We start from the raw sequence: 23667 nt of genomic DNA on the forward strand, positions 1-23667 counted from the left end.
TCATAACATGCAGACCGTCACCCTCCGGGATCTCGCACCGTTTAACGGTGAACAATTTATCGAACAGTGCTATCTCAAGCTTCTTTCGCGCGAGCCGGACTCCGAAGGGAAGCAGCACTATCGATCGATGCTCGAGAGTGGCAAAAGCAAGGTTGCAATTATTAGAAGTATCCTTAAGAGTAAGGAAGCTCGTAAGCTGGGTGTTCGCGTTGACGGATTATGGTTAAAAGCAATTTCAGAAACCACGACGCAACTCCCCGTATTCGGCGGGCTTTATTCTGCGGTCCGGATTCTTTTTACCGCTTCTTCGACTTTGCGTGAAATTAGCGCAAGCCGAGAACTTGCTCTAAGCAGCCAGCGCAAGATTCAGGCTCTGGAAAAGTTGATGGAGAGACAACGAGACCTCGACCCGGTTTTTAATAGTGTTGCGTCAAATCATCACTATATGCGTGAAGTTCAGCGGCGACTGAGTCTTCTAGAGGCTTCGCCGCTCAACGCTGACGCACTGGATCCACGTGTCGATGCTCTCGAACGTGAAATTGCGAGTCTTGCAAATTCTGTACAGGAGATGCCACGCACTCTTGACTCTTTCGCTAATATGGTTGCGTCGGTGCCGGCGGCGTTGCGCGACCATTCGATCAAGCTGGCCACGATACGCCAAAGGGTTGGGGAACAAGGGGCGCCCGATTGGGCGAGTAGCCTTGAAGGGCGTCTCGAGCAGGCGCTCGCCGCGATTGGCAGGCAGGAAGATGGTTTGGCCAAACTTGCGACCGACATGCCCGGCAATGAACCAGCGGTTCTCGACAATTCATTTGAGCGTCTAAACCACTACCTCACGCTGCTGCATGCGGTCGAATCACGAATCGAAGCGATGAGCTTGCGACTGGCTGATCAGGCTCAGCGTGCGGGCTTGGATACTCAGCGCATTGACCGGTCCATCGAGAGCATGGCAGCACACAGCGCACGCATGGATGTCGTCTGCGAAGCGATTGAAGCACTACGCGTTTCCCATACGCAAATCATAGAGAGTGTCGAGTCTGAACGCGTAGAGCGATATCAACTTACTTCCCGCTTTAATTATGCCGTCGAAAGTGCCGCGGCGCAGCGCGATGACCTTGAGGTTTTGCGTCGATCGCTGGTCGATGAACAGGCAGAACGCATCGAGCAGTCTTCAGCGCTCGCAGCTTGCACTCAGAAGCTGCGGGATGAAATCGGCGGGTTGGGGCGTGATATCGGCCAAATCCATACCTCGTTGGACGCCGCCTACAACCGGATCGAGTTTAGTCGCAAGGAAGCGCTGTTCGAAATGAAATATGGCGCAGCAGGTGCCTTTGCCAAAGCTCCAGAAGTTGCTGCACGTATTGTTAACGTTCAGCGAGTGGACGTTGCGCGTGCCGGCATATTAAAACTGAACGTAGGTTGCGGTCACCTGCCGATAGATGACTATATCAACATCGATCGTCGTGAAGTGGTTGGCATAGACGTGATCGCAGAGGCAACAAAGATTCCGTTTGCGCGACATGAGGTTTCCGTCATACGTGCGGCTCATCTGATCGAACACTTTCCTCAAGAACAATTGCGACGTGAGGTGCTGCCACACTGGCGCCACCTCCTCAAAGAACGCGGCAAGCTGAATCTCATTGTTCCCGATGTTGAGCATATGTTCACGGAATATTATCGAGGCACCTATCCATACGAGAACTTTCGTGAAGTGCTGTTTGGTGGCCAGGAGTACGGCGGAGATTTCCACTACAACATGTTCATGCCGTCCCAACTAGCTATGTTGTTGAGCGAAGCCGGCTTTAAGACCGTTCGATGGCTCGCACGAGGCCGCGTCAACGGCCAGTGCTTCGAAATGGAACTGGAGGCCGAATAATGACTTGGGCAAAACCGACGACACTCTCCGTCGTCGTTAATACTTGCAACCGAGCGGCGAGTCTGGATAAGACAATTCGTTCACTCTTTCAGCAGGCCGCATCGAATATCGAAATTGTCGTTGTAAACGGTCCGTCCACCGACGGGACAGAAGATGTTTTGGCCAAATATCTTGGTCAGGTGAAGATTTTGCGATGTGCGGACTTCAACCTCTCCATATCAAGAAACATCGGTATTGCAGCAGCGACAGGAGATGTAGTCGCATTTATTGATGATGACGCTTTTCCTGAGCCGTTCTGGGCCCAGCGGTTGTTGGACGCGTATAACAGTGAAGAAGTTGGGGCAGTGGGCAGCCATGTTTTTGATCAGACTGGCATGGACTATCAGGCAACCAATATCATCTGTGATCGCTACGGAAGCGCGTGGCCGAAAGAAATGCATGATCCGTCGGATCTCTATAGCTTTCCGCAAGCATTCAAGTTCAGTGCGCTGATCGGGACCAATAGCTCGTTTCGTCGCGATTTGCTGCTGGCGACGGGTGGATTCGACGAAGAATATGAGTATTTTCTCGATGAAACAGACGTCTGCGTTCGGATAATCGATGCAGGCTACAAAGTTGTGCAAATCGATCACGCACTGGTGCATCACAAGTTTCTACCTAGCCATATGCGGAACGCGCGCAAGGCTACGGTGCACCATTATCCGATCCTGAAGAATACTCTGTACTTTGCGTTGCGCTATGCAAGTCCGCAAGTCGGTGTCGACGCTGCTTTGCAGCACGGTGAAAACGTCTATCAGGCCCACTTGCGGGATGCGAAATGGTTTGTCGAGCACGGCGAGTTACCGCCCGAAAAACTCTCTGCGCTGCCCGGCGTCTATGCCAGGGCCCGTAACGATGCACTGGAACGCTACCAGAGACCGCCTCGATATCTGACGGCGGATTTGTTGCGGACGCATGCGGCCGAGTTCCTTCCAAGTAATCGCAACTCGGTCATGGCCGCAGACCCCTTGTGCGTCGTTCTGCTGTGTCGTCAATATGACGCAGTCGACTCGGGCATTGCCCGTTTCATAGGCGTACAGGCACGCTCTTTGGCTGCGCTGGGCCATACCGTTCACGTATTGACTCTCGTCCAAAGCGATGCTCGGATTGACTGGGAAGACGGCGTGTGGGTTCATCGGCTCACCGCAGGCTGGTACGACGATCAGCCTGCAACGCTGCCTTTCCGTGTTCATCCGAGCCAGTGGTGTTATTCCCGAGCCATGCTGGACGAAGTTCGACGCATCAATGTGCGGCACAAGGTCGACGTCATTGAGGCACCGATTTGGGATAACGAGGCGATTGCCTTTGTCTGTTCGGGGGAGTTTCCTGTCGTCGTTAGCTTGCAGACCTCGCTTGGGATTGCCCTCGAGTCGCACCCCGAGTGGCGCGATGACAAAGCTCACATGGAAGGGTTCGTGCTGCCGGCACTGCAGGCCGAAAATTACATCCTGTCTAATTGCGACTCAATTCGCGGCATCAGTCGCGCGATAGTGGATGAGATATCGAGCCGCAACAAAATAACTATGCCGGGCGAAAACATCGAGATTTGCAATCTGGCCTTGGAAGATCGGGCATCCAATGCTGTTCGTGCTGCTCGACAGTCGCTAGAGGTGTTTTTCCTCGGACGACTCGAGCTTCGGAAGGGCATTGACGTTCTGTTGGACGCTATTCCAGCCGTGCTTAATCGCGTGCCGCATGCACGTTTCAATCTCGCCGGTGATGACAAGATTCTCGCACCAAATTCAACAGAGACTTTCCGCCAGATATTTGTGCGAAAGCACCCTGACCTGATGGATCGTGTGACCTTTCTCGGCAAGCTCAGCGATGCGGAGGTGGACGCACAATTCCGCAGTGCTTCACTATTTGTTGCTCCGTCGCGTTTTGAATCCTTTGGTTTGATTTACGTAGAGGCCATGATGTTCGGCGTGCCTTGCATTGGATGCAATACGGGTGGTATTCCCGAGGTAGTTAGTGAAAGCGATTGTGGACTGCTTGTGGAACCGGAAGATGCTCCTGGTCTCGCAAATGCGATTTCTGACCTGCTCAAGGATGCGCAGCGACGCCGTACGCTCGGCCAAGCGGGGCGGCGCGCCTACGACCAACGATTCTCGCCAGCGGTTATCTGTAGCCAACTGATCGACGTCTATCGGCGTGCAACGCACAAGCATGCCGCTCTTGCAGCTCATCTTGTTCATTGAAGCATGATTCTTTTCTTTCATTTCCATAAGGCTGCTGGGACTACGGTCATTGATGCGGCTCGGGCGATGGGGTTGCGGCTACCCGCGTTGCATCAGAATGGGCACCCTCTTCAGGACGATGGGTCTCCAGTGGTACTAGCTGGGAAAAGCCGTGCGGATGTTCACTCGTACTTCGAAAGTATCAAATCGCAGGGTGTGCAATTCCTGGCGCTCGAATGGGATATTCCGCAGTTTGAGTATCTTGTTGACATCGAAGACCTCAAGATGTGTACGGTCCTGCGGGATCCATTTAAACGCGCGGTTTCAAACTTCAAGATGGACAGCTCGAACGATTGGCTCTACGGTCGGGTTTTCGATTTCGAGGACTATTTTGATTGCTCTGCTCAGCATCGCTCCCACAACTATTATGTGAGAAGTATCTGTGGATTGTACGGGCGAGACGTGGAAGTGGGGCCGCGGCACATCGGGTATTGTGCGAAATTCATAGCGGCAATGGATGTCGCCTGCTGTTTGGAAACCAGCGATCTACGCCGGGAGTTTCGCAAGGTGGGTATCGAAATCGCGCCGGGGCAGCATTCAAACCGGCACGCGGAAAACCCGCCGCCTGCACATTTGCGCGATGTCTTTGGGCACAATAGTTTGGAGATGTATAAGGATCGTTTTGTCGCGCAAAACCTTGCGGACTATTATCTTTATCACTCACTCGGATTCAAACACAACGAGAGTGTCAAGCGCTAGGCAAGGAGCGCATAGGCATGGATTTCGGGGGGCGGGGGGAAGAGACTCTCCGGCCAAGCGAGTCTCAAATCAAACCAACGATAAACAGTCATGAAAAAAGCAATTATTACGGGCATTACGGGTCAGGACGGTGCCTATCTCGCCCAGTTCCTGTTGCATCAGGGATATATGGTTTACGGCACTTACCGTCGGACCAGTTCCGTGAATTTCTGGCGGATCGACGAGCTCGGTGTGACCGGACACCCGAATCTGCATCTGATTGAGTACGATTTGACGGATCTCAGTTCCAGCATCAGGTTGCTTCAGAAGACCGAGGCTACTGAGGTCTACAATCTTGCGGCCCAGAGCTTCGTAGGCGTGTCTTTCGATCAACCGGTAGCCACCGCCGAAATTACGGGCGTCGGTCCGTTGAATTTGCTCGAGGCGATTCGTATCGTGAACCCTGCGATTCGCTTTTATCAAGCCAGCACGTCGGAGATGTTCGGCAAGGTACAGGCCATTCCACAAGTGGAGTCAACGCCGTTCTACCCGCGCAGTCCGTATGGGGTTGCCAAACTGTACGCTCACTGGATCACGGTGAACTACCGCGAGAGCTATAACATCTTCGGCAGTAGTGGCATTCTCTTCAACCATGAATCTCCGCTGCGGGGACGAGAGTTTGTTACCCGCAAGATTACCGATAGCATTGCGAAAATACGGCTTCAGAAACTCGATGTTCTCGAGCTGGGTAACCTCGATGCCAAGCGGGATTGGGGGTTCGCGAAGGAATACGTCGAGGGTATGTGGCGCATGCTTCAGGCGGACAAACCCGATACCTATGTACTTGCCACCAATCGCACGGAAACCGTCCGCGATTTTGTGAGCATGGCGGGCAAAGCGGCCGGCTTCCAGATCATGTGGGAAGGCCGTGGCGAAAGTGAGGTTGGCGTGGATGTCGCGTCCGGCAAGACTATTGTGAAGATCAATCCCGCCTTCTATCGTCCCGCAGAGGTCGAACTGTTGATCGGTGATCCCACGAAGGCCCGCCTGGAACTCGGTTGGGAGCCGAACACTACACTCGAGCAGCTTTGCCAGATGATGGTAGAGGCTGACGTCCGTCGCAATGAGGCCGGCTTTTCCTTCTAGATCGTGGCCACGGCAGACGTTAACCGCATGAATTATCTCGCAAGGTCATGGCCGCTGTGGACAATTCCAATGCGCTGTTTTTCGGGGGAAGCGCCTTGAAGTTGATCCTTGCAGTTGATTCGATTGTGCCTCCCCTTACTGGTATTGGACGGTACACGTGGGAACTGGCGGCGCACTATCAGACGTCGCTCGAAGCGCTCGACTCAATGCGTTTCTTTCTTGCGGGGCGCTGGGTGGGTAATCCTGCAGATCTGCTGAAGCTTCACACGTCAGAAGGACATGCGCCAAAGCGAAAACGGCGGTTTTTAAGGCCACCGCAAAGCTGGTACCGATGGCGCACGCGGCGTGAGATGCGTGGGCATGTGTTCCATTCGCCGAATTATTTCCTACCTGACTCGGTCGAAAGCGGAGTCGTAACAGTGCACGACCTGTCCGTATTCAAGTATCCGGAGACGCATCCGATCGCGCGTATCAAGCATTTTGAGCAAGGTTTTGCATCGACGCTGGCGCGCGCCGCCCATTTGATTACAGATTCGGAAGCGATACGTCGCGAGGTCATTGATTATTTTGGCTGGTCTCCCGAGCGTATCACTGCCATTGGCCTAGGGGTGCGCCAGGAGTTTCACCCGCGAGAAACGTCGGAGGTTGCAGTCTCCTTGCGTGAGTTAGGCCTTGCTTCCGGCGGCTATGCCCTCTGTGTTTCGACGCTTGAACCTCGTAAGCGCATCGATAGACTGCTTGCAGCTTATCTTGATCTGGCGCCGACATTGCGCGCACGCTATCCTTTGGTGCTCGTGGGTAGCTCAGGATGGCTAAGCGAAGCCTTGCAGGAGCAGATCAAGCGCGGAGAGCAGGACGGCTGGTTGCGGTATTTGGGGTTCGTTGATGAGACACTGCTGCCGTTGGTTTACGCTGGTGCACGCGCGTTTCTGTTTCCTTCGATTTACGAAGGGTTTGGCCTGCCTGTGCTTGAAGCTATGGCGAGTGGAGTGCCTGCGCTGACGTCAAACTCCTCGTCGCTCCCAGAAGTCGCGGGTGGCGCGGCCTGGTTGGTTGAACCTGACGACCATTGTGCGCTGCGCGATGGAATCGAGCATGTGCTGTGCGACGAGGGGTGGCGGGAGATAGCGATTCAGCGTGGTCTGCAAGTTGCTAATGTCGCTAGCTGGGAGCAATGCGCGAAAAATACGCTAGATGTCTGTCGACGTTTCGCGTGAGCTATGAGGAATGGTCGAGAATTGCTATCAACGTCTTTAACCGATCGGCGCTGGCGGACCACGTGAGTGGCAACATGGCGTCGCTGCGTGGCGCATTTCCGTTTTCCAGACTCTCTATCCAGTCGGCAAGCTGCGGTGCTAGCTCCCCGCCATCTTTTGCGTCAAAGTAGGTTGCGTGTTCGGAAGCCACTTCGCGGAATACGGGGAGTTCGCGGGCAAATATAGGCATTCCATATTGCGCGGCCTCCACTAGCGGCAGGCCGAACCCTTCGGCCTCTGAAGCCATGATCAGACCGTCGAGTTCGCGATAGAGGCACGCAAGTTGTTCGTCGGCGATGCCGACAAGCCAATGCAGCCGCTTCCCGAGTTCGGGGTGGTGGGTCAATCTTTCGACCAGGCTATCGACGTGCCAGCCTTGCCTTCCTGAAATGACCAACATGGTGTTCACGCCATCAGTCCACAGTAGCTCGAAGGCATCTAGGACCTGCGCATGACCTTTGCGTGGTTCAATCGTACCGACCATAAGAACTGTGCTGTGGTCCGACGCCGCGTGCGAGTCATTCGAAAAGAATGGGGTACTCGGCGTCAAGGTTTGGCTCGACTGTAAGTCCGCACCAAGATGAAACCAGTGAGTTGAAAAATCGCTCGCCATCGCGCCAAAATGGTGTTTCATGTAGCTCCGCGCTTCAGAAGAGACCGAATTAGATATGCAGAGAAGGGTGTCCGCATGGACGGCGAGAGTAGATAGCCAATGGCGAAATGACCTGCGCGCACGTGGCGTGAACCAGTGTGGGTGGAGGACCGGCAGTAGGTCGTAGACAACGAAGGCGCAGCGAACGCCCTTGGTTCGCCACCGAAGCAAGTCAAGCTGTCGGCGCGGCATAATACGGCTCGCGAGATCGAGCCCCAGAAAGATGTCACCGTTTGCTACGCTCACTTTATCTCCGCCATACGCGGGTGCGGATGACGTCAGCAAATGAAGATAGGCGTCTGCGTATCGATATGGTCGTTTCCGCGTCGCTTGCACGGGGCGGATTTCAAAGCCGACGGGTGGGTGAGCGAGCAGTTGCAGGAGCAACGACCTGACAACGCGCTGGATACCAGTGCCTGCGTCATGCGATGCGATGATGGAGACGTCGACAAGCAATTGACGGGTGCGTGGCCGCTCGCTGTCAATTGTGGGCTGTAGCCTCATCACCGCTCTTCTGGCGCTTCTTGCATAGCGCGGCGAGCACCATATGGCCGCGAACTGCAGGGCTGCGGCTCTGAGTGTTCGAAAAATGTCGAGCATCCGGAATAGGATTCAGATGGCTTTAGCCCACGCTTTCTTGGTAGAAGGTGTAGGCGTCTTCGACTTGCTCGAATGAGTGTAGCCTTCCTTGGACGAGAACGGCAGCGCGATCGCAGTGCTCCCGGATGTAGCCGGCGTCGTGACTGACGATGATCAAAGCCCGGTCGCGGCGGCGCTCGAATAACTCATTGTGACATTTGGTGTGGAACCGGCTGTCGCCAACGGCAATAATTTCGTCGATTAGAAAGCAGTCGAACTCAATTGCCATGGATATGGCGAATGCGAGCCGCGCGCGCATTCCCGCCGAATAGGTTTTTACCGGCTCCCGGAGGTAGTAGCCTAATTCCGAGAACTCCTGGACGAACTGCTCTGAGTCTTTCGGATCTACACCGTAGACTCGACAGATGAATCTTAGATTGTCCATGCCGGTGAGGCTGCCTTGAAATGCACCGCCAAAGGCTAGCGGCCAAGACACGCTCATTTTGCGTTTTACTGTTCCTGCTGTGGGTAATTCCGCGCCGCTGATCATACGAATCATCGTCGACTTGCCTGCGCCATTGCGGCCGAGAATACCGACTTTCTCGCCCTTCCGAACACATAGGTCAATTCCGTCGAGGACAGTTCTGCATCCTTGGCGCGTCGTATATACCTTCGAAAGATTCTTTAGTTCGATCATTCAGGCTCTACCCGCTGACCTGCGTCCCGAACCAGTGCAAGACCTACAACCAACAGCAATAGGTCTGAGACGATCATGTATGGAACGCTGTAATGGGCTTTGACCATTGGACCAAAGTAGCCGGCGCGCAGCATTTCTACGCCGTGAACCATGGGGATATAGAGCACCACTTTCTGGAATGTTGGGGGTAGCCATTCGACCATGAAGACGGCACCGGAAAGCGGAAAGAGGAGATATGCAATGGTATGCCACACGCGTTCGACTGTCTCGCTGCGCTCGGAAAGCGCACCGACGGCGAAACCCAATCCGGTTCCTAGCAGCGCAAGGTAAATCCATGCGGCCACAATCAGTGAGATGTCGGCGGGCGGCTTCATCAAACCGGTGGTGATGAAAAGTATGCTGAGAAAGAAAAACGACATGCTGGCGCCAGCAATTTCCAGCAATACTCTTGACAGGAACAGGTCGATCACTCGTACGTTGCGGTGATAGAGGAGGCTCTGATTGGGAACGATCGCGAGAGCGCAGCGTCCTACGGCGTTGCGCCAGAGAAGCACTGACGAGTATCCGGTGACGGCAAACGCCGTTATCGGTACATGGTCGCCGTGCGTTGCCTTCGATGCGGTCCACAGAACGGTAATGCCGAGTGTGAACATCATGGGTTCGAAGAAAACCCACAGGAAACCCACGTTGTGGCGCCCGTAACGCGTCAGGATTTCGCGCATGAGAAGCGCGCCTACTACACGTAACTGGATTTGCAGGGAGCGCAGGAATGGAGTCGTGTATTGCACCGAGCGCGCCCTAGTCGTGATGCTCACGCACGCCGCTGACTAGCAGGCTCAAAACACCCCAGATCATCATGCCCAAAGCAAATACTTCGAAAATAGATTTGAGACGCTTCGGTTCGATCGCGACGTCTGGCGTATTCGGCTCAACAAGTCTTTCCAAATAGAGCTGTTTGCGCTGAGCCTCCGCGCGGGCGTTTTCCAATGCAGCCATTGTGGAAGCCAGTTGCTTGTCAGCGAACTGCGAATCGAGTTGCAGTCGGGCATAAGCAACTGCTTTGGCGGACAGGGAGTTCGAGCTTCCCGTTACACCTCCCGTTGCTTCCTGGACCTGTTTTTCAAGCGAGGCAATACTCGCCTTTAAGACGGGTATCTGAGGATTCTGTGGCGCAATCGACTGCAATTGGATCAATTGCGTCTGCGCTGCAAACATCTGCGTCTGTAGGGCCGTCACTTGTTGCAATTGCAGCGCCGATTGCTTTTCCGGATCGAAAACTGTATATGAATTTCGGTACAGCGCTAGCGCCGCCGCAGCATCTTTCGCCTTTGCCGTTGCAGTATCGACTTGTTCCTGAGCGAATCGCACAGTGTCGGCCGCAGCCCGTTCATTCATTCGGTTGATCAAATGTTCGCTCATTTGCAAAAGCGCCTCGTTGATCTTCTCCGCGTCCTTTGCGGTATAAGCACGAATTTGCAAAGTCGTTATGGCCGACGTCGGATCAAGATCCACTGAGACAATGTGTTTGCCGTAATATTTCCACAGCGCCTCGAAGCTGTTGTCGAGGTGTGTGTGGAAACGGCTGACGAAGTCACCATGATTGCTGTAGGCGTCGGCAATGTAGCTCCCCCGGTTTAACTCCGTGAGGGCGTCCCGTGACTCGATATAGTCGATTACAGGGTAGGTGTCGTCTTGCGCTCGCGAAAAGCCAGTTCCTTGAAGCAGCGCGCCTACGACACTAGTCTGGTTTTGCCGTTGTGGGCTACGAACTACGAAACGTGACTCCGACACGTACACGTCAGATGCAACCAATCCGAAGTACACAATGGCTACGGCAGTTGGTATAGCCACGGTCAATGTGAAAAGTCGATTGATCCCCCTGACGCGCTCGACCAGCCCTTTCTTCTTCCCCGGCGGCGGCAGCGCCGCGTTGTTGCTAGATACTGTTTCCAACGTTTTATCCAACTTGAAATAGTTCTTTCAATTCCCTTGATTCCCGTTCGGCGAATCCAAAGGAAGAGCGGAAGCACCCACAAAAGTGTGCAGCCACGATGGGCGCAAACGTTTTGCGTGAGCCAATACGAATACTTATGCGACGTTTTACCGGGTTTATGACGTAAGGCTGAGCGTTGCAATCCTTACAAGACTATCGGTGACGCATACCCAGTCAATGGTCCAGGGGCGGCCGATTATAGCCACCCGATAATGCAGGCGCCATCCACCTTCGTATCCTTCCAACAAATTTCCTAATTTTTCTTAATGTGTCGTATTTTTTATCCCGTAATGTTGTATTCTTCGCTCCTTGCTTAAGACCAGCAGCAACTATTCAAACGATTCCGAGGTCTCGGGGGGAAGGGCGCATGGGTTCGGCGTTCTATTGGTCGCGCCCGGGCCGCTTTTCGACGTTCTCACATGCACCGTTCCTTTCTCGCCCTGCAAGGCACGGCTTCCCCGTTCTTTAGCCGGCTTGCCATTACATTGCGCGAGCGTGGCCATGCTGTACGTCGAGTTAATTTCTGCGGTGGCGATCTGGCATACGCCGGAAATGGTGATGCATGGAATTTCCGTGGACAGGCAAGCGAATTGACTGATTGGTATGTCAATCGAGTAAAGGCGGGCAGCTTTACCGACATCATAATGTTTGGCGATTGCCGCGAAATTCATCGCCACATGCATCCCATTGCGCGAGAAAATGGCTTGCATGTACATGTATTTGAAGAAGGCTACGTCCGCCCGCATTGGCTGACGCTAGAAAATCACGGTGTGAATGGTCGCTCTAAACTGCCGCGTGACCCCGCCTGGTATCTGGATCACCGTCGCTTTACCCCGCCAAGTCCAATGGGTCAGCCCACCGGCTATAACCTCTACGAACGCGCATTCCACGACATCCGTTATCGCAGCGCGAATACGCTTTTCGCCACCCGTTTCCCGCATTACCGCAGCCATCGTCCGAGAAACGGCTTTTTCGAGTACTCAGGACTTGCGGCTCGCGCATTGCGTCAACGTCAGCACCATCGCGACTCCGATCAAGTCACTCGTGATCTGCTGGAAGCAGGCCATGCGTATTACATATTCCCGCTGCAGTTGAACTCGGACGCGCAGATCGTCGTCCATTCACCGTTCGACGGCGTGCGTGAAGCCATAACAAAAGTACTCAGGTCATTCGCGCAGCATGCCCCGGCCGAAAGCTGGCTCGTCATCAAGAACCACCCCCTTGATACCGGCCTGATCGACTACCGCCGTCATTCCGAACAACTCGCGCGCGAACTCGGCATCGCCGATCGCCTGCGTTTCATCGACGCCGGCCATCTGCCGACGCTTCTCGACCACGCGCGCGGTGCCGTGGTGGTGAATAGCACGGTCGGTTTGTCGGCACTGCATCACCGCCGTCCGCTAATCGCGCTCGGCACGGCGATCTACAGCATGCCGGGTCTGACCTGGCAGGGCTCGCTGGACGATTTCTGGCAGCACGGTGAGCAGCCGGACATGCATCTGTATCAAGCCTTTCTGGACTACGTCGTCCACCACACGCAGATCAACGGCGACTTCTACACCCGCACCGGCATTGCCATGGCAACCGCCGGCGCAGTGCAGCGTCTCGAGGCGGTAGCACATGCATAAAGCCGCCTTGCGCCACATCGTGATCACCGGCGCGAGCGCGGGGCTCGGCCGCGCGCTCGCGCAGGCGTATGCGGCGCCGGGCGTCGTCCTCGGTCTTATCGGCCGCGACGGGAAAAGGCTCGAAGAATCGGCCAGCGCCTGCCGCGCAAAAGGCGCAAAGGTAGAAGCCGCCCAGATCGACGTCCGCGACGACGCCGCCATGCAAGCCTGGCTGCACCAATTCGACGACGCTCACCCCATCGACCTATTGATCGCCAACGCCGGCGCGGCCAGCACGCTCGCGTCCGCACAGGACTGGGAAGAACTCGAACGCACGGCCGCCATCGTCGACACAAACTTCTACGGCGCAATGCACGCGGCCCTTCCGGTCATCGCCCGCATGCGCCCGCGTCGCTGCGGTCAGATCGCGCTGATCAGCTCGCTTGCCGCATTGCGCGGCATGGCGATCTCACCGGCCTACTGCGCCAGCAAGGCAGCGATCCAGGCCTACGGCGATTCAGTCCGCCCGATCCTGTCGCGCGACGGTATCCGCATGTCGGTCGTCTTGCCGGGCTTCGTCAAGACGGCAATGAGCGACGTCTTCCCTGGCGACAAACCATTCCTCTGGTCCGCCGACAAAGCCGCCCAGCATATCCAGCGCAAACTGAAAGCAGGGCGCGCAGAAATCGCTTTCCCCGGTCTGCTCGCTTTCGGCATGCGCCTCCTGCCGTTGCTGCCCGCGGTCATGGCTGATGCGATTCTGGGCGGGCTGTCTTATTTGCCACGCGAGGAGCGCTGAGTGGAAACGACGCTCGCGCTCAGTTTCGCGGCCGCCGCCGGTCTCGCGCTTCTGCCTGAAGCGATCGCAGTGCCGCGCGCGTCGTTGCGCCGCTCGCCGATCGCCTTGGCTCTGCATGCCGCCTCAATCGTTTTCATCTGCCTGTGCCTGTTGCTGGTCACGGGGCGCGTCAAGTTTTCCGCATTTGTCGCGATCGCGCTGGTCGCCTTGCTTGCCGGTGTGAGCAACGCAAAATATGCATCCCTGCGCGAGCCGTTTGTCTTCACCGATCTCAGCCTTTTCAGTCAACTGTTCGCGCATCCGCGTTTGTACTTGCCGTTTCTCAGCGCAGGGACGGTGACGGCGATCGTCGTTGGCATCGCAGTCGTGATCGGCGGTTTCGTCGTGGACACGCCAATGGCCGGCAGGCCGGTCGGCGCTATCGCCTTCGCTGCCGCGGCCTGCCTCGCCACTGCCTATCTGCTGGCCGCACGCTTACCCCTCACGCTGAATCCGTCCGACGACCAAAAGCGTCACGGTTTCGTCGCGGTCTTCATCGCCTATCTGCTAAACGGCATGAAACCGGCTACGCCGCGCCAGTTGCGCGACGCGCTGGCCACAGGTCCATTCGCCAAAGGCGCGCCGCAATCCACACCCGACGTGATCCTGATCCAAAGCGAATCGTTCTTCGACGCGCGTCGCCTGACCGAATCGATCGCCCCAGGCATCCTGCATCACTTCGACGCGGCACGCCGCGAGTCCGTCCAGCACGGCGAACTGACGGTGCCTGCATGGGGCGCCAATACCATGCGCACGGAGTTCGCGGTCTTGACCGGTATCGGAGGCGGGCAACTCGGCTATGCACGTTTCTATCCCTATGCATTCGTGCGCCGCGCCTGCGAATCGTTGGCGTCCTGGTTCAAACGTGGCGGCTATCAGACTCAGGCAATCCACCCGTACTACGCGGATTTCTTCGGCCGCGAACGCGCCTTCAAGCATCTTCAGATCGATCGGTTCCTCGATATCGCCTCGTTCGCCGATGCTCAGCGCGCCGGCCCATACGTCGGCGATATGGCGGTAGCCGAGTCGATCCTCAGCGCGCTGGACGAACCGCGCGACAAGCCCGCCTTCCTCTTCGCGATGACGATGGAAAACCACGGGCCGCTGCATCTCGAACCGGTACAGGCAGGCGAGGGCGCAGCCTTCCACACGCTCGGCGACGATGCGCGCTGGCGCGATCTGACCGCCTATTTGCGCCACCTCGCCAACGCCGATGCCATGCTCGGCCGCCTGCTTTCAGCGCTGCGCGCACGGCGCCGCGACACGGTGCTGTGCTTCTACGGCGATCACGTGCCGGCGCTTGCGCACGTGTTCAGCGAACTGGGCTGTGAACCGGTTCGCAGCGACTACTTTATCTGGCGCAATTACGGCGAAGCGCCCGCCACGAACGAAGATCTGCGCGCCGAAGCACTCGGCCCCGCCCTGATTCGAGCACTCGAACCAGGCCTGCCGGGCGGAGTGCCGGCGCGCACGTTGCACCCAACGATAGAACGATGACGAAACCGATTGCAATTGTGGGGATGGCCTGCCGCTTCCCCGGCCATGTTGAGAGCCCTGACGATTTCTGGGCGCTGCTGCGCGACGAAAAAGACGCGGTCACACAAGTGCCCGCGGACCGTTTCGGCACGGAGTTCTATCAGCATCCGTCCAAACGGGAAGCCGGCAAGAGCTACACGTTCTCGGCCGGCGTGCTGGACGACGTCGCCGGTTTCGACGCGGCCTTTTTCGGCATCTCGCCGCGCGAAGCGCAGCAGATGGATCCGCAGCAGCGTCTGCTGCTCGAACTCGCGTGGGAAACCTTCGAGGACGCGGGTGTGCGTCCGCGCGACATGGAAGGCAGTAATTGCGCGGTCTATATCGGCGTGGCGAGCCCGGACTACGGCAATCGTTTCGTCGACGACCTCAACGCGGTGGATCCGTATTCGGCTACCGGCAACACGCTCAGCATCGCATCCAATCGCCTGTCCTATCTGTTCGATCTGCGCGGACCGAGCGTGTCGGTCGATACGGCGTGTTCGTCGTCACTGGTCGCCTTGCATCAGGCGTGTCAGGCGCTGCAATCGGGCGACGCCGAGATGGCGCTCGCGGGCGGCGTCAATCTGCTGCTGCATCCGTTCGGCTTCGTGACATTCTCGAAAGCGTCGATGTTGTCGCCCCGCGGACGCTGCCGCGCGTTCGACGCAACCGGCGACGGTTACGTCCGCTCGGAAGGCGGCGCACTGGTCATGCTTAAGACGCTCGACCGTGCGCTGGCTGACGGCGACACAATTCACGCAGTCATCGCAGGTTCCGGCGTCAACTCGGACGGTTACTCGCAAGGCGGTATCAGCGTGCCGGGCGCGGCCACGCAAGCGGCATTGCTGCGCACGGTCTATGAACGCGCAGGCGTTGACCCGCGCTCGCTCGCCTATGTCGAGGCGCACGGCACAGGCACGGCGGTCGGCGATCCGATCGAAGCGCGTGCCTTGATGGAAGTCGCGTCGGCGGGGCGGCCGGTCGATCAACCGTTGTTGATCGGCTCGGTGAAGACTAACGTCGGCCACCTCGAAACGGCCTCGGGTATGGCCGGTTTGATGAAGGCGATTCTGTGCCTGAAGCACCGCGCGGTGCCGAAGACGCTGCATTTCGAAACGCCGAATCCGGCGATCGATTTCGTCGGCGGCCGGCTGCGTGTCGTGGATCGTCTGACGCCGCTCGATGGGGGGGCGGAACCGTTGGTGATCGGCGTCAATTCGTTCGGGTTCGGCGGCACGAATGCACACATCGTCTTGCGGGAAGCACCGGTAGCCGATGCCACCGCACGCGCCGGAAACGACGCAACGGCACTGTCGCCGCTGATCCTCTCGACCCGTACCGCAGCCGCTTTGCCCGCACTGGCCGCACGCTATCTGTCGAGGCTCGAGAGCGGCACGCCGTGGAGCACGCTGGCATCGAACGCGGCGCATCGCCGCGAGTGGCTCAAGCATCGCGCAATCGTCGCACCGTCAACCCCAGCCGAAGCACGGGCGGCGCTCGCCGCGCTCGCCATGCCGACGCAGGATCAGACGAAACCGTCGCTCGTGCACGGCGAAACGCCGGGTGACGATACACGTCTCGCGCTGGTGTTCTCGGGCAACGGCTCTCAGTGGGCCGGCATGGGTAAGCAATTGCTCGAACAGGAGCCGGTGTTCCGTGCGGCGCTCGACGAACTCGACGCGCTCTGGCGCGCCGACGGCAGCGCTTCGCTGGTCGAGGTGCTGCGCGAAGGCGTCACCGCCACCACGCTGGAGGCCACCGAGCACGCACAACCGCTGCTGTTCGCGATTCAGGTGGGCGTGGTGCGAGTCATCGAAGCGCGTGGCGTCTGCTATGACGTGTGCCTCGGCCACAGCGTCGGCGAAGTTGCCGCAGCGTGGGCGGCGGGTGCCTTGACACTCCAGCAGGCCGTCCATGTGATCAAGATTCGCAGCCGCGCTCAGGCAAGCACGCGCGGCACGGGGCGAATGGCCGCCGCCGGGCTCGGCGAAGCCGCCATGCGTGCGCTGATGGCGCAACTCGGCGTGGACACCGCGGTGGAAGTCGCGGGTGTGAACAGTCCGCAAGCTGTCACGCTGGCCGGTCCGCTTGGCGCATTGCAGGTGCTTGAAGCCGCGGTGAAGGATAGCGGCCGCTTCTTCCAGATGCTGGAACTGGACTACGCGTTCCACAGCCGTCAGATGGACCCGATTGAGCCGGCCGTGTTGCAGGGCCTCGCGGCGCTCGCACCGAACGCCACGACGCGTAGCTTCGTTTCGACGGTGACGGGCGCCGAACTCGCAGGCACCGAACTCGACGCGCAGTACTGGTGGCGCAACATCCGCGAACCGGTGCGTTTCGGCGATGCCGTGGCTCAGGTTGCCCAAACGGGCGTGCGCCTGTTCCTTGAAATCGGCCCGCATTCGATTTTGCGCACCTATGTGACGCAGACACTCGACGACGCCCGCATCCCGGGCCGCTCGCTGCCAACGCTCAAGCGCAATCACGACAGCGCGCAGATGCTGCACCACGCGATCTACGCGATGCTCGCGAACGGCGCGCGCGTCGACGTCGAACGCTTCGCGCCGAAGAGCGCACGCGTGGCGCTGCCGTCCTACCCGTGGCAGCACGAACGCTATTGGCTCGGCCCAACTGCGGAAGCGTACAACCTGGTCAATCGCCGTCGCGAACATCCACTGCTCGGCTACCGTCTGCGCGAACACGCGCTCGCCTGGGAAAATCAGCTCGATCCGGCCGGTCTGCCGATGCTGGCCGATCACGTGGTCGACGGCGGGGTGGCGTTCCCTGGGGCGGGTTACGTCGAAATGGCGCTCGCCGCCGCGCGCGTGCATTTCGGCACGCAAAGCTGCGCCGTCGAGAACCTCGAAATCCGTCTGCCGGTTGTATTCCAGCCGCAGCATTCGAAGCTGTTCCGCTTCACGGTCGACGTGCGCACCGCGAGTTTCACGATCGAAACACGCGAGCGCATGTCCGACGAAGCGTGGTCGCTCAACGTGACCGGCCGATTGCTGGCGAGCGGCTGCGCGCTGAGTGAGGAAGGCGATGCGAGCGCACTGCCGGCCACCACGCTTACCGATCTTTTCGCGCAACCGGCCATGTCCGGCTCAACGCTGTATGCGAACACCGCGGCGATCGGCTTGAGCTACGGCCCGGCATTCCAGTGGGTGCGCGCGGTGCACGTCGACGTGAAAGCCGACATGGCGCTGGCGGAAGTGGACGTCCCCGCCGTACTCGCGCAAACCGAAGCCGAACTGGGCGCCTATGCGCTTCATCCGGCCTTGATGGACAGCGGTTTTCATCCGCTGTTCGCCTTGCTCGCCTCGGCGGATCAGGCTGAGATCGAACACGCCGCCTATGTGCCGGTGCAAATCGGACGCATCGACTATCTGCGCGGCGACGCGATCCGCTACGTGGTCGCAAGGATCGAACGGCGCAGCCCGCATTCGGTGGTGGCATCGTTCGAATTCGCCGATGAGCACGGTGCAATCGTTGCGCGGCTCGGCGCGTGCTGCTTCCGCCGCGTCGATCTGATGGGACGCCGTCAGCATCCGCCAGCGCGTTACGCCTATATCGCCGAGGCCAGGCCGCTTGTCGCCGACCTCGACGCACGCATGTTGCCCGAGCCGGCTACACTGCTGGAAGATGCCGCCGCGGCATTGTCTGCGCAAGAAGATCAACCGCGCAGACAAACGCATCTGACTGAAATGCTGCCGCTGCTCGACGTGCTCGCTAGCGCCTACGCACTGAACGCGCTCGATGCGATGAACGTTTTTGCGCAACCGTCGCTGCCGGACTGCGCGCATCCGGCACTGCTGGCGCGTCTCGTGCAGATTGCCGTTGAAGACGGTCTGGCGCGGCGCGATGGAACGCATCTGGTGCGCGACGCAGCGGCTTGCGCGAATCTGCCGGGAATCGACGAACTGTGGCGCGACCTGCTTGCCCAGTCTCCCGCGCACGTGGCCGAACTGACCTTGCTCGCGCATTGCGGCGCGGCGCTGCCAGCCGTGTTGCGTGGCGAAGTGAGCGGCGCGCAGATTCTGCCGCCGTCGCGCAGCAGTCTGGTCGAGCACTTCTTTGAAGCTTCGCCGACGTGGGCGCATGTCAACGCGTTGACCGGCGCCTGCCTGCATCGCGCGATCGAAGCGTGGAGCGAACCGCGCCGGTTGCGCGTGCTCGAACTGGATTCGCCGTCGAGTGATGTGCTGCAGCCGCTTGCGATTCACATGCCGGTGTCGCGCTGCGACTACACGATTGCGGGCACCCATGAGCAGTTGAGCGGCTTCGACGCGAGCGAGCATCCGTCCATCCGGATCGCGAACGTCGAGTTCGGTGATGCACCGCGCCTGTCCGGCATTGAAGCCGGCGAGCGTTACGACATCGTCGTGGCGAGCCACGTGCTGGCCGCACAGACCGAACCCCGTGCGCTGCTCGCCGCGCTGCGCGGCTGGCTCGCGCCGGGCGCGCTGGTCGTGATCGCAGAGCCGCGCAATAGCCGCTTCGCCGATATCGTGTTCGATCTCGACACGGATGCCGCGCACGCCAACGCACGCCGCGCGGCATGGCTATCGCCAGTATCTTTGACGAAACACCTTGAAGAAGCAGGCTTCGAACAGGTCACGCGGCATACCGAACAGGGCCTGGATCTTGAAGGCGCACCGACGCTGATCGTTGCACGCGAGCCGTCCGCGCTCGCTTCTGCTGGCAAGGACGGTGAAGCGCAGACGCCGTCCGCGCATTGGTCCTTGTTGTACGCAGCGCAAGCCGAGATCGACGAGACCCTGGCTGCTGCCTTGCAGGCTGCCGGCCACACGGCGTCGAGCAGCACGCTCACGGCGTTGCGTCACGACATGAGCAAGCTGGCCGCGCCGGCAGGGTGTCCGCATCACGTCGTATTCATCGCGCCGGATCACGTCATGTCCGCCGATGCGGATGGAACTGAGGTGATGCAGGTCCAGCAGCAGACCACGCTCGCGTTGGCGCAACTCGTTCGTGATCTCACCTCGGTTGCCGGGCTGATGCAGCCGCACTTGTGGATCGTGACGCGCGGCGGCGCGCCGGTCGCCACACCGTTTGCCGATGCCGCGACGCTGCGTCCCGAGCAAGCGGCGATGTGGGGTCTCGGCCGTGTCCTGGCCAACGAGCATCCGGAACTGTCGTGCCGGTTGATCGACGTATCGCCGGCGTGCCGCGATGCAGGCGCCGAGTTGGCGCGCGAGCTGCTCGCATCCGACGGCGAGGAAGAAGTACTGCTCACTTCACAGGGCCGCTACGTGCCGCGCATGCTGTCTGCGGCAAGCGCCGCACTGCGCCGCGAATCCGCTGCTGCGGGTCGTCCGCAGAACGAAGCGGCGGTGCTCGGTTTTGCTTCGCCCGGTTCGTTGCGCAACCTTGAATGGTTCGCGCTGCCGCAACGCGAACTCGCGGTGGATGAAGTCGAAATCGAACCGGTTGCAACCGGTCTGAATTTCCGCGACGTGATGTACGCAATGGGCCTGCTGTCCGACGAGGCCGTCGAAAACGGCTTTGCGGGCGCAACGATCGGCATGGAGCTGTCGGGGCGCGTCGCGCGCGTCGGCCGGGACGTGCGGCGTTTCGCACCGGGCGATGCGGTACTCGGTTTCGCACCGGCTTCGTTCGCGAGCCACGTGCGCACAAAGGCCGAGGCCATCGCCCATAAGCCCGAACGTCTCACCTTCGAAGAGGCGGCCACGGTGCCGACCACCTTCTTCACGGCGTACTACGCGCTGTGCGAGTTGGCGCGGCTGCGCCGCGGCGAGCGCGTGCTGGTGCATGGTGCGGCCGGCGGGGTCGGGATCGCGGCGATCCAGCTCGCGCGCCACCTGGGTGCGGAGGTATTTGCAACGGCGGGCAGCCGTGAGAAGCGCGAATTCGTGCGTCTGCTCGGCGCGGATCACGTATTCGATTCGCGCAGCCTCGCATTTGCCGATGAAATCCGCGAGCGTACACAAGGCGCGGGTGTCGATATCGTGCTCAATTCGCTCGCCGGTGAAGCGATGGTGCGCAGCATCGACACGCTGCGTCCGTTCGGCCGTTTCCTCGAACTCGGCAAGCGTGACTTCTACGAGAACAGCCGCATCGGCTTGCGGCCGTTCCGCAACAACATCAGCTATTTCGGTATCGATGCCGACCAGTTGATGAGCGCGTTGCCGGATCTGACCTCGCGTCTTTTCGAAGAGGTGATGCAACTGTTCGCGGGCGGCGTGCTGCATCCGCTGCCGTATCGTGCGTTCCCGGCGGAACGCGTCGAGGAAGCCTTCCGCCACATGCAGCAGGCGCGTCAGATCGGCAAGATCCTCGTGACGTATCCGGCAGGCACGCCCAGTCCATCACGCGCGACGGCCGGCGCTGACGCGCTGCAACTCGATCCGGCCGCGGCATATCTGATTGTCGGCGGCACGGGTGGGCTCGGTTTCGCCACCGCGCGCTGGATGATGTCGCGCGGCGCGCGAAATCTGACGCTCGCAAGCCGTTCAGGCGCCCTCGCACCGGAACTCGCCGCAGAGGCCGCGCGTTGGCGCGAAGGAAACGGCACACAGGTCCGCACGGCAGCGTGCGACGTCACGGACTCAGCCGCGCTCAACGCCTTGCTCGCCGATATCGCCGCGCACGGCATGCCGCTCAAGGGCGTGCTTCATTCGGCGATGGTGATCGACGACGGCCTCGTACGGAATCTCGACGACGCGCGTTTCGCCGCGGTGCTCGCGCCGAAACTGGCCGGCGCATGGAACCTGCACCGCGCCACGCGTGGCACGAAACTCGATTTCTTCGTCGTGTATTCATCGGCGACGACTTTCCTCGGCAATCCGGGGCAGTCGAGTTACGTGGCGGCCAATACCTTCCTCGAGGCGCTGATCGCCCAACGTCGTGCGGCCGGTTTGCCAGGCACCTACATGGCGTGGGGACCGCTGGACGACGTCGGCTTCCTCGCGCGCAATGCCGAAACGCGCGAAGCGCTGCAGGCACGGATCGGCGGTTTGTCGATTACATCGGCCGAAGCGCTCACGGCGCTGGAGCGTGCGATCGTCGACATGAACGCAGGTGAAGCGGTGGTGCGGCTCGACTGGCAGGCGCTGTCCCTCGGCATGCCGGCGGCGCGCGCTCGCCGCTACACCGAACTTCATGCGCGCGGCAGTCACGAACCGGCACGTCAGGGTGGCGCGCAGATGCGCGACCAGATTCTTGGCCTGGCATTCGCCGATGCGTTGCAACTGGTCGCAGAAACCTTGCAGGCGCAGATTGCACGCATCCTGCACATGTCGCCGGAAAAAATCGAAACCGGCCGCTCGATCCTCGATATGGGCATGGATTCGTTGATGGGCATGGAGCTCGGCATGGCTGTCGAGGAGAGCTTCCAGGTCAAGCTGTCGATCATGACGATGGCCGAAGGCGCAACGGTGCATTCGCTGGCGCAGCGGATCGTCGAATCGATCCAGGCACAGGACGATGCGGCGGAGCCGAACGGCGTCGCGGCGCAGGTGGCGGCGGTCGCCGCGCAACATGCGCTCGATGTCGGCGCTCATGCGCTGGCCGATGTCGCCGGTGCGTTGTCGGGGCAATCGGACACGGCAACGCCTGTCTCGACGCAAGCCGCGACGGAGCTCGCCTGATGAACGCCCCCGCAGGCTGGAGCCGCCGTGAAGGGACCCTCGCGCGGCCGTTGGCGCTAAGCGGCCACGGTCTGCATACTGGACGGCGCGTGAACGTGCGGATCCTCCCGCACGATACCGATGGCCCGCGTGGCATCGTGTTCCGGCGGATGCAGGGCGCCGGCGTGCTGGCTGAGTTCGCGGTGAGTCCGTCGCTGCGACGCGGCCAGCCGTTTTGCACGATGCTCGAAAGCACCGGTGGCGTCCGTGTGCGCACTGTCGAACACCTGCTGGCGTCGCTGCTGACCTGCGAAATCGATCGCGCAACGGTCGAGCTGGATGCGGAGGAAGTACCGATTCTGGACGGCAGCGCGCAGCCGTGGATCGAGGCGATCCGCGCATGCGGGCGGACCGAATTGCCGCATGCGAAACGCTTCATTCGCGTGCTGCGTCCGGTGAAGATTGCCGACGGCGAAGGTACGCGCGACGAACGCAGCATCTCGATCGAACCGTCGTCCGCCTATGAAATGGCCGTGCGTAACGACCTGAAAGGCTTCGGCGCGTTGCGCTGGGACGGCGCGGTGACGCCTGCGAGTTTTGCCGAAGAGATCGCCCCGTCGCGTTCATACGGACGCGTCAAATGGGCGATCCCCGCCATTCTCGCCGGCTATGTGCGCGGCATGCCGATTCTGCGTGGCGCGCGCCTGTCGTGTACGGCTGCGATCGTCGGTAATCGCGTGCTGGGCGGGATGCGCGTACCCGACGAGTTCGTGCGGCACCGCGTGCTGGATCTGGTCGGCGACATGGCCATGGCCGGCGCGCCGTTGCTTGGCCGTGTCACGGCTTTGCGGCCGAGTCATGAAATGAACTACCGGCTGGTTGCCGAACTGCTCGCCACGCGCGACGCGTGGGAATGGGCCGAATTTCCGGCTTGATATCGACATCGG

General features: G+C 59.6%; 14 protein-coding genes. 10 read left to right on the plus strand and 4 right to left on the minus strand.

Features of this window, described 5'->3' with window-relative positions; genetic code table 11:
• Positions 1–7 precede the first annotated feature (7 nt).
• The 5 genes from KHO23_RS07430 (at position 8) to KHO23_RS07450 (ending at position 7193) form a co-directional block, all read left to right on the plus strand.
• Complete coding sequence (locus KHO23_RS07430) at positions 8–1876, plus strand: DUF4214 domain-containing protein (protein ID WP_211610375.1); 1869 nt, start codon at positions 8–10, stop codon at positions 1874–1876.
• Positions 1876–4113 carry a glycosyltransferase gene (locus tag KHO23_RS07435; protein WP_211610376.1) on the plus strand — a complete coding sequence of 746 codons (2238 nt, stop codon included), beginning with the start codon at positions 1876–1878 and terminating at the stop codon, positions 4111–4113. The genes KHO23_RS07430 and KHO23_RS07435 overlap by 1 nt, the downstream gene beginning before the upstream one ends.
• Before the next feature lie 3 nt (positions 4114–4116).
• A complete protein-coding gene (locus KHO23_RS07440; protein ID WP_211610377.1) occupies positions 4117–4851 on the plus strand; it encodes a hypothetical protein in 735 nt (244 codons plus the stop codon).
• 90 nt (positions 4852–4941) lie between these two features.
• Positions 4942–5976 carry a GDP-mannose 4,6-dehydratase gene (gmd, locus tag KHO23_RS07445; RefSeq protein ID WP_211610378.1) on the plus strand — a complete coding sequence of 345 codons (1035 nt, stop codon included), beginning with the start codon at positions 4942–4944 and terminating at the stop codon, positions 5974–5976.
• Positions 5977–6071: 95 nt separating this feature from the next.
• Complete coding sequence (locus KHO23_RS07450) at positions 6072–7193, plus strand: glycosyltransferase family 4 protein (protein WP_211610780.1); 1122 nt, start codon at positions 6072–6074, stop codon at positions 7191–7193.
• A gap of 1 nt (position 7194) precedes the next feature.
• On the opposite strand, the gene KHO23_RS35540 is transcribed toward KHO23_RS07450, so the two are convergent.
• From KHO23_RS35540 to KHO23_RS07470, 4 genes are read right to left on the minus strand one after another with little or no spacing between them, the layout of a single operon-like run.
• The gene (locus KHO23_RS35540) at positions 7195–8484 is read right to left on the minus strand and encodes a glycosyltransferase family 4 protein (protein WP_211610379.1); all 1290 of its coding nucleotides are present in this window, start codon (positions 8482–8484) and stop codon (positions 7195–7197) included.
• A gap of 22 nt (positions 8485–8506) precedes the next feature.
• Positions 8507–9160: an ABC transporter ATP-binding protein gene (locus KHO23_RS07460; protein WP_211610380.1), complete on the minus strand. Its 654-nt coding sequence runs from the start codon at positions 9158–9160 to the stop codon at positions 8507–8509.
• Entirely contained in the window at positions 9157–9948 is a 792-nt protein-coding gene (locus tag KHO23_RS07465; protein WP_268963876.1) for an ABC transporter permease, read from the minus strand. Before KHO23_RS07465 ends, KHO23_RS07460 begins: the two co-directional genes overlap by 4 nt.
• A 10-nt stretch (positions 9949–9958) precedes the next feature.
• A complete protein-coding gene (locus KHO23_RS07470) occupies positions 9959–11113 on the minus strand; it encodes a hypothetical protein (RefSeq protein ID WP_211610382.1) in 1155 nt (384 codons plus the stop codon).
• A 459-nt stretch (positions 11114–11572) separates the two neighbouring features.
• On the opposite strand from KHO23_RS07470, the gene KHO23_RS07475 reads away from it, so the two are divergent.
• Genes KHO23_RS07475 through KHO23_RS07495 form a run of 5 tightly spaced genes read left to right on the plus strand, consistent with a single transcriptional unit; the run spans position 11573 to position 23655 of the window.
• On the plus strand, positions 11573–12781 hold the full coding sequence (locus KHO23_RS07475; RefSeq protein ID WP_211610383.1) for a capsule biosynthesis protein: 1209 nt from the start codon (positions 11573–11575) through the stop codon (positions 12779–12781).
• Positions 12774–13559: an SDR family NAD(P)-dependent oxidoreductase gene (locus KHO23_RS07480; protein WP_211610384.1), complete on the plus strand. Its 786-nt coding sequence runs from the start codon at positions 12774–12776 to the stop codon at positions 13557–13559. The genes KHO23_RS07475 and KHO23_RS07480 overlap by 8 nt, the downstream gene beginning before the upstream one ends.
• Positions 13560–15095, plus strand: coding sequence for an LTA synthase family protein (locus KHO23_RS07485; protein WP_211610385.1), 1536 nt, complete (start codon positions 13560–13562; stop codon positions 15093–15095).
• The gene (locus KHO23_RS07490; protein ID WP_211610386.1) at positions 15092–22741 is read left to right on the plus strand and encodes a type I polyketide synthase; all 7650 of its coding nucleotides are present in this window, start codon (positions 15092–15094) and stop codon (positions 22739–22741) included. Before KHO23_RS07485 ends, KHO23_RS07490 begins: the two co-directional genes overlap by 4 nt.
• Positions 22741–23655, plus strand: coding sequence for a UDP-3-O-acyl N-acetylglycosamine deacetylase (locus tag KHO23_RS07495; protein ID WP_211610387.1), 915 nt, complete (start codon positions 22741–22743; stop codon positions 23653–23655). Before KHO23_RS07490 ends, KHO23_RS07495 begins: the two co-directional genes overlap by 1 nt.
• Positions 23656–23667 lie beyond the last annotated feature (12 nt).

The organism is Paraburkholderia haematera, assembly GCF_905220975.1.
GTDB lineage: Bacteria > Pseudomonadota > Gammaproteobacteria > Burkholderiales > Burkholderiaceae > Paraburkholderia > Paraburkholderia haematera.